Origin of the sequence: Kineococcus glutinatus (assembly GCF_039542765.1) — a bacterium.
GTDB classification, from domain to species: domain Bacteria; phylum Actinomycetota; class Actinomycetes; order Actinomycetales; family Kineococcaceae; genus Kineococcus_A; species Kineococcus_A glutinatus.
In genome coordinates this window covers 1-6,774 of record NZ_BAABIL010000664.1, presented here as the reverse complement: position 1 = coordinate 6,774, position 6,774 = coordinate 1, and the positions used below count along the sequence as shown (strand labels likewise).

The window sequence follows — 6,774 nt, the reverse complement described above, 5'->3', positions numbered from 1 at the left end:
GCCGAGTCGCTGGCGGAGCTGGCGGCCCGGCTGCGGGCGCGCGGCGGCACGCTGGTGGCCACCGGCGGCTGCTTCGACGTGCTGCACGCCGGGCACGTCTCGTGCCTGGCCGAGGCGCGCCGCCTGGGCGACGCCCTGGTGGTGCTCATCAACTCCGACGAGTCGGTGCGCCGGCTCAAGGGGCCCACCCGCCCGGCGGTGGGGCAGGCCGACCGCGCGCGCGTGCTCAGCGCGCTGGAGAGCGTGGACGCGGTGGCGGTGTTCAGCGAGGACGACCCGCGCGATGCGCTGGCGCAGCTGCGCCCCGACGTGTGGGCCAAGGGCGGTGACTACGGCGGCGCGGAGCTGCCGGAGGCGGAGCTGGTGCGCAGCTGGGGCGGGCGCGTGGTGCTGCTGCCGTATCTCGACGGGCGCTCGACGACCCGCATCCTGCAGGCGCAGCGGGCCGTCGGGGCGGCCGGGCAGGCGTGAGCGGGGCGGTGGGGCCCGGCGGTGCCGGCGCCGCCGGGGACGTCCTGGTGCTGCGGGCGCTGGGGCTGGGCGACCTGCTGACGGGCGTGGCGCCGCTGCGGGGGGTGCGGCGGCGCTGGCCGGGGCACCGGGTGGTGCTGGCCGCCCCCGCGGCGATCGGGGAGTTCCTGCAGCGGCGCGGGGTGGTGGACGCCGTGCTGGTGACGTCGGGGCTGCGGCCGCTGCGGGGGGTGCAGGGGGTGCTGTCGGGGCCCGGCCACGTCGCGGTGGACCTGCACGGCAGGGGGCCGGAGAGCCAGGAGCTGCTGCTGGCGACGCGACCGGCGGAGTTGCTGGGGTTCGCGAGCGTGGCCAACCCGGTGGGCCCGGACTGGTGGCTGGACGAGCACGAGGTGACGCGCTGGTGCCGGCTGCTGGAGTGGACGTCGCCGGCCTCGTCGGGGGTGTGGTGCGGGCCGGAGGACCTGCGGCTGCGGCCGCGGCCGGAGGTGCTGCCCGACGGCCCGGTCGTGGTGCACCCGGGCGCGGCGTTCGCGTCCCGCCGCTGGCCGGTGCAGCGCTGGGCCGAGGTGACGCGGGAGCTGGTGGCGGGCGGTCACCCGGTGGTGCTGACGGGCAGCGCCGACGAGGCGCACCTCACCGAGGAGCTGGCGGCGCTGGCGCCGGGGGCGCTGGACCTGGGTGGGCGCCTGGACCTGGAGGGGCTGGCGGAGGTGGTGGGCCGCTCGCGGCTGGTGCTGTCGGGGGACACGGGGACGGCGCACCTGGCGACGGCGCTGGGCGTGGCGTCGGTGGTGCTGTTCGGGCCGACGCCGCCGCACTGGTGGGGGCCGGTGCTGGACGCGGACCGGCACCGGGTGCTGTGGCGCGGGGACCCGCGGGCCACGACGTACGTCGGCGACCCGCACGGCGCAGCGCTGGACCCGACGCTGGGGCGCATCGCGCCGGCGGAGGTGCTCGCCGCGGGCGATGAGCTGCTCGGGGGGCGCTGATCCGCGCCCGCGGTGGTGCCCGCGCCCGGTGGCGCCGCGGCGGTCGTCCGGACCACCGCGGCACCGCCCCGCTCAGGCCGGGGCGGCCGCGGCCTCGGCGACGCCGCTGGTGCGGAACCAGTCGACGGTGCGCTCCAGCCCCTCGGCCCACGGCACGCGCGGCTGCCAGCCCAGCAGGGTGCGCGCGAGGGTGGTGTCGGGCCGGCGCACCTGCGGGTCGTCGACCGGGCGGTGCACGAACTGGATCTGCGAGCTCGACCCGGTCGCGGCGATGACGTCCTCGGCGATGCGCCGGACGCTGAGCTCGGTGGGGTTGCCGATGTTCACCGGCCCCGGTTCCCCGGAGCGGGCGAGGGCGAGGATCCCCGCGACGAGGTCGTCGACGTAGCAGATGGACCGGGTCTGCTGCCCGTCACCGGCGACGGTCAGCGGCTGGCCGGCCAGCGCCTGCCGGATGAACGTGGGGATGGCGCGCCCGTCGTGCGGTCGCATCCGGGGGCCGTAGGTGTTGAAGATGCGCACGATGGCGGTGTCGACGCCGTGGGTGGAGCGGTAGGCGGTGGTCAGGGCCTCGGCGTAGCGCTTGGCCTCGTCGTACACCCCGCGCGGGCCGATGGGGTTGACGTGCCCCCAGTACGTCTCCGGCTGCGGGTGGACCTGCGGGTCGCCGTACACCTCGGAGGTGGAGGCCAGCAGGAACCGCGCGCCCTTGTCCTTGGCGAGGCCGAGGGCGTGCCAGGTGCCGGTGGCGCCGACCTTCAGGGTCTGCAGCGGCAGCTTCAGGTAGTCCACGGGCGAGGCCGGGGAGGCGAAGTGCAGCACGAGGTCGACGTCGCCGGGCACGTGCACGAAGTCGGTGATGTCGCAGCGCTGCAGGCGGAAACCGTCGCGCTGCAGGAGGTGCTCGACGTTGGCGGGCCCGCCGGTGACGAAGTTGTCGAGGCAGACGACCTCGACGCCGTCGTCGAGCAGGGCCTCGCACAGGTGCGAGCCGAGGAACCCGGCGCCCCCGGTGACCACGGCCCGCCGGATGGTGCGGCTGCCCAGCGTCGAGGCGACCGTCGTTCCCGTCACGCTTCCTCCTCAGTCGTGGCGCGCCGCGGCCGGCGCTGCGGCCGGGCACCCGGTGCCCGCCGTTCCCGTGCCGGGGAGTCAAGCACCCCGCGGCGGTGGCGACCACCGCAGCACCGGCCGCGGGGGCTGCCGCGCCGGGGAGGGTGGGCGGCTGTAGCGTTCCGGGCCGTGCCCGACCTCCTGCCCCCGCCGCAGAGCGCGCCGACGTCCCCGCCCGCCGCGACGGTGCCCGCACGCCACGCCGTGACGGTGGTCGTGGCCACCCGCGACCGGGCTGCCGACCTGCGCGCCAGCCTGCCCCGGCACGCCGCGCCCGTGGTCGTGGTGGACAACGGTTCCACCGACGGCTCGCTGGAGGTGGTGCGCGCCGAGGCCGAGCGCCGCCGGGAGGCCGGGGAACCGGAGCTGCTGCTGCTGCAGCCGGGGCGCAACCTGGGCGCCACCGCCCGCAACCTGGGTGTGGAGGCGGCCCGCACCCCGCTGGTGGCGTTCGCCGACGACGACTCCTGGTGGGCGCCGGGGTCGCTGGAGCGGGCGGCGGGGTTCTTCGCGGCCAGCCCCCGGCTGGCGCTGCTGGCGGCGCGGCTCCTGGTCGGCGACGCCGAGGAGCTGGACCCGGTGTGCGCGCAGATGGCCGCGGCGCCGTGGGGCCGGGCCGGCGACCTGCCCGGCCCGGACGTGCTGGGGTTCGTGGCCTGCGGCAGCGTGGTGCGTCGCGACGCCTTCTGCGCGGTGGGCGGGTTCGACGACGTGAACTTCTTCGCCGGGGAGGAGGAGCGGGTGGCGTACGACCTCACCGGTGCCGGGTGGGGCATGGCGTACGTGCCGGACGTGGTCGCCCACCACCACCCCTCCCCCGCGCGCAGCGCGCCGGCGGTGCGGGCGCAGCGCATCCACCGCAACGTGGTGCTGACGGCGTGGATGCGCCGGCCGCTGCCGTCGGCGGTGCGCAGCACCGCGTGGCGGGTGGCGGCCGGTGGCCCGGAGCGGGCCGGTGCGCTGGAGGCGCTGGGGATGCTGCCGCGCGCGCTGCGGCTGCGGCGGGTGAACGCCCCGGAGGTCGAGCGGCGGCTGCGGGTGCTCGCGGCGCTGGGGGGCGGCGTTGCCTGAGCAGCACACCGCTGGGCAGCACACCCCCGGGCAGCACACCCCCGGGCAGCACACCGGGTACGCCGTCGACGCCCTGCCCGTGCTGGCCGGGCCCGCCGACGAGCGCGTGAGCGTCGTCGTCATCACCTGGCAGCGGCGGCAGGAGGCGCTGCTGGCGGTGCGGCGGCTGCTCGCCCTGCCGGAGCGGCCGCGGGTGGTCGTGCTGGACAACGGCTCCACCGACGGCACCAGCGCCGCCCTGCGCGCGGCGCACCCGGTGGGTTCGCCCGGCGCCGACCGCCTCGACGTGATCACGTTGCCGCGCAACGAGGGCGCGGTGGCGCGCAACATCGGCGTGGCCACCGCCACCACCCCCTACGTGGCGTTCTGCGACGACGACACGTGGTGGGAACCCGGTTCGCTGCGGCTGGCCGCCGACGTGCTGGACGCCGACGGGCGGGTGGCGGTGCTCACCGCGACGATCCTCGTCGAGCCCGGCGGCATCGACGACCCCATCAACGTCGAGCTGCGCGAGTCCCCCGTGCGGGGGGCGCCGGACCTGCCCGGCCCGGCGCTGGGCAGTTTCCTCGCCGGCGCCTCGGTGGTGCGCCGCGACGCCTTCTGCGAGGTCGGCGGGTTCTCCGCGCGGCTGTGGCTGGGCGGGGAGGAGGAGCTGATGGCCGCCGACCTGGCCGCCGCCGGCTGGGAGCTGTGCCACGTCCCCGACATGGTGGTGCACCACCAGGCGTCGGTGCTGCGGGAGTCGCACCGCCGCCGCCGCGACGGCATCCGCAACACGCTGTGGTTCACCTGGCTGCGCCGGCCGGTGCCCGTCGCGCTGCGCCGCACCCGGTTCCTGCTGCGCACCGTCCCGCGCGACCGGGTCTCGGCGCTGGCGGTGCTCGACGCGGTGCGCGGTGCGGGCTGGGTGCTGCGGGAGCGGCGGGTGCTCCCCGAGCACGCCGAGGCGCGGTTCCGCGCGCTGGAGGACGCGCAGGAGTCGTCCACCGCGCGTCGGTACGTGAGCTGACCGCGGCAGCCGGGCCGGGAGGAGCGGGCGTGGAGATCGTGGAGCGGGAGGCGGCCGTCGTCGTCGGGCTCGTCGTCGAGGCGGGTTTCGCGGACCTGGCGACGCTGGTGCCCCGCGCGTGGCGGGAGGTGTTCACCCTGCCCGGTCTGCCCCGGCCCGGGGGCGGCCGCTGGGCGGAGGCGAGCCGCTACCTCGGGGACGGCCGCTACCGGGAGGTGGTGGGCGTGCCGGGCCCGCCGGGGCGGCTCGCGCCACCGCCCGGCGCGACGTCGGTGCAGGTGCCCGCGGGGCGCTACCTGCACCACGTGCACACCGGGCCGGTCGCGGCGATCGGGGAGGGCTTCGGCGCGATGCACGAGCGGGCGCGGCGCCTCGGCCTGGCGGTGGGCGACGTGAAGCTCGACGTCGGCTACACCCGCGACGGCCGGGACGGCGCGCACGACCTGTTCGTCGACCTGCCCGGCTGAGCGCCCACCCGCGGGGCGGGCGACGCTCAGCCCACCTCGGCCAGCGCCTTGAGCACCCGCTCCTCCGAGACCGGGTGGGCGGTGCCGACCTGCTGCGCGAACTTGGAGATGCGCAGCTCCTGCAGCATCCAGCGGACCCGCTCCAGCTCCTGCGGCGCGTCGTCGCCGTGGCGGGCGCGCGCGGCGTCGTAGCGCTCCTGCACCCGCGCCAGCTCCGCCATCCGCACCCGGTCCCGCTGCGGGTTGGCGGGCAGGGCCTCCAGCCGCCGCTGCGCGCCGCGCAGGTAGCGCAGCAGGTCCGGCAGCCGCTCGAACCCCGCGGCCGTCGCGAAACCGGGACCGACCAGGTCCGACAGCTGCGCGCGCACGTCGGCGACGGAGGGCAGCACCGCCAGGCTCGTCGTGCGCGACAGGGCGCGCTCCACCTCCGCGGCCGCGGTCAGCACCCGCAGCACCCGCTGCAGCACCTCGCCGGCGCGCTGCGGCAGTCCGGCGCGCACCCGGTCCGCCAGGGCGTCGAACGCCGCGGCGGTGCGCACCGGCCCACCGGCCTCGGCGAGCAGGGAGTCCACCGCGCAGGTGACCACGTCGTCGAGGACGGCACCGGCCCCGCCGTGCGGGAAGCGGGCCAGCAGGAGCTTGGCGTCGTTGGGCAGCCCGGCCTGCAGCGCGCGGGCCGGGGAGGGCAGCACGAGCAGCAGCAGCCGGCGGGTGCCGCGCCCCATCGCCCGCCCGGCCTCGTCGGCGGTGGCGAAGGTGCGCACGCCGACGCCCGCGCCCTCGTCGACGAGCGCGGGGAACCCGGTGACCTCCACGCCGCCGCGGTGGCTGGTGTGGGTGGCGGGGACCTCCGCCGGCAGGTCCGCCCACGACCTCGCGCCGCTGCGCTGCAGCTCGTCGGAGGCCTCCTCCAGGGTTTCCTGCACCTGCCCGGCCAGGGAGTCGCGCAGCGCGGCGAAGTCCTTGCCCTCCGCCAGCACCGCGCCCCCGGCGCCCGGTGAGTCGTCGACGACGCGGAACGTGATGCGCAGGTGGTCCGGCACCCGCTCGACGTCGAAGTCCTCCGCGAACAGCTCCACACCGCTGCCGAGGCGGGGCAGCTCGCGGGCCAGCGCCACCGCCAGCGGCTCGGCGTGCGGGCGGACGCGGCGCAGGACCGCGGCGGCGACGTCGGGGGCGGGCACGAAGTTCTTCCGCAGCTGCTTGGGCAGGGAGCGGATGAGGGCGGTGACCAGCTCGTGGCGCAGGCCCGGGACCTGCCAGGACAGGTCGTCGGCGTCGAGGCGGTTGACGACCCCCAGCGGCACCTCCGCGGTCACGCCGTCCGCGGCCGTGCCCGGCTCGAACTGGTACGTCAGCCGCAGCGCGAGGTCGCCCTGCCGCCAGGTGTCGGGGTAGTCGTCCTCGCTGACGGTCTCGGCGCCCTCGGCCACGAGCATCGCCGGGTCGAACGTCAGCAGCTCCGGCTGCTCCCGCCGCACCCGCTTCCACCACGCGTCGAAGTGCCGGCCGGAGACGACGTCGGCGGGCAGGCGGGCGTCGTAGAACCCGAACAGCGCCTCATCGTCGACCACGATGTCGCGGCGGCGGGCGCGGTGCTCCAGCTCCTCGGCCTCCTCGAGGAGTTCGCGGTTGCGGGCGAAGAACTCGT

7 protein-coding genes are annotated in these 6,774 nt (G+C 77.5%); 5 read left to right on the top strand and 2 right to left on the bottom strand.

What is annotated here, in order from left to right; translation table 11 throughout:
* Both ABEB16_RS19810 and ABEB16_RS19805 read left to right on the top strand, forming a co-directional pair.
* Positions 1-471 (top strand): adenylyltransferase/cytidyltransferase family protein (locus ABEB16_RS19810; protein WP_345713921.1); only part of this gene is annotated, 471 nt, incomplete at its 5' end.
* The gene (locus ABEB16_RS19805) at positions 468-1,463 is read left to right on the top strand and encodes a glycosyltransferase family 9 protein (RefSeq protein WP_345713920.1); all 996 of its coding nucleotides are present in this window, start codon (positions 468-470) and stop codon (positions 1,461-1,463) included. The genes ABEB16_RS19810 and ABEB16_RS19805, both read left to right, overlap by 4 nt.
* A gap of 72 nt (positions 1,464-1,535) precedes the next feature.
* Here ABEB16_RS19805 and ABEB16_RS19800 read toward each other — a convergent pair whose 3' ends face one another.
* A complete protein-coding gene (locus tag ABEB16_RS19800) occupies positions 1,536-2,537 on the bottom strand; it encodes a UDP-glucuronic acid decarboxylase family protein (RefSeq protein ID WP_345713919.1) in 1,002 nt (333 codons plus the stop codon).
* Positions 2,538-2,705: 168 nt separating this feature from the next.
* Here ABEB16_RS19800 and ABEB16_RS19795 point away from each other — a divergent pair, with 168 nt between their 5' ends.
* The 3 genes from ABEB16_RS19795 to ABEB16_RS19785 all read left to right on the top strand — a co-directional run bounded on the left by ABEB16_RS19795 (position 2,706) and on the right by ABEB16_RS19785 (position 5,123).
* Positions 2,706-3,647 (top strand): glycosyltransferase family 2 protein, encoded by a 942-nt coding sequence (locus ABEB16_RS19795; protein WP_345713918.1) that lies wholly within the window; start codon positions 2,706-2,708, stop codon positions 3,645-3,647.
* A 73-nt stretch (positions 3,648-3,720) separates the two neighbouring features.
* Positions 3,721-4,656, top strand: coding sequence for a glycosyltransferase family 2 protein (locus ABEB16_RS19790; RefSeq protein ID WP_425560268.1), 936 nt, complete (start codon positions 3,721-3,723; stop codon positions 4,654-4,656).
* Positions 4,657-4,685: 29 nt separating this feature from the next.
* Positions 4,686-5,123 (top strand): GyrI-like domain-containing protein, encoded by a 438-nt coding sequence (locus ABEB16_RS19785; RefSeq protein ID WP_345713917.1) that lies wholly within the window; start codon positions 4,686-4,688, stop codon positions 5,121-5,123.
* A 26-nt stretch (positions 5,124-5,149) separates the two neighbouring features.
* Here the strand turns inward: ABEB16_RS19785 and ABEB16_RS19780 are convergent.
* Positions 5,150-6,774 (bottom strand): DUF3418 domain-containing protein (locus ABEB16_RS19780; RefSeq protein ID WP_345713916.1); only part of this gene is annotated, 1,625 nt, incomplete at its 5' end.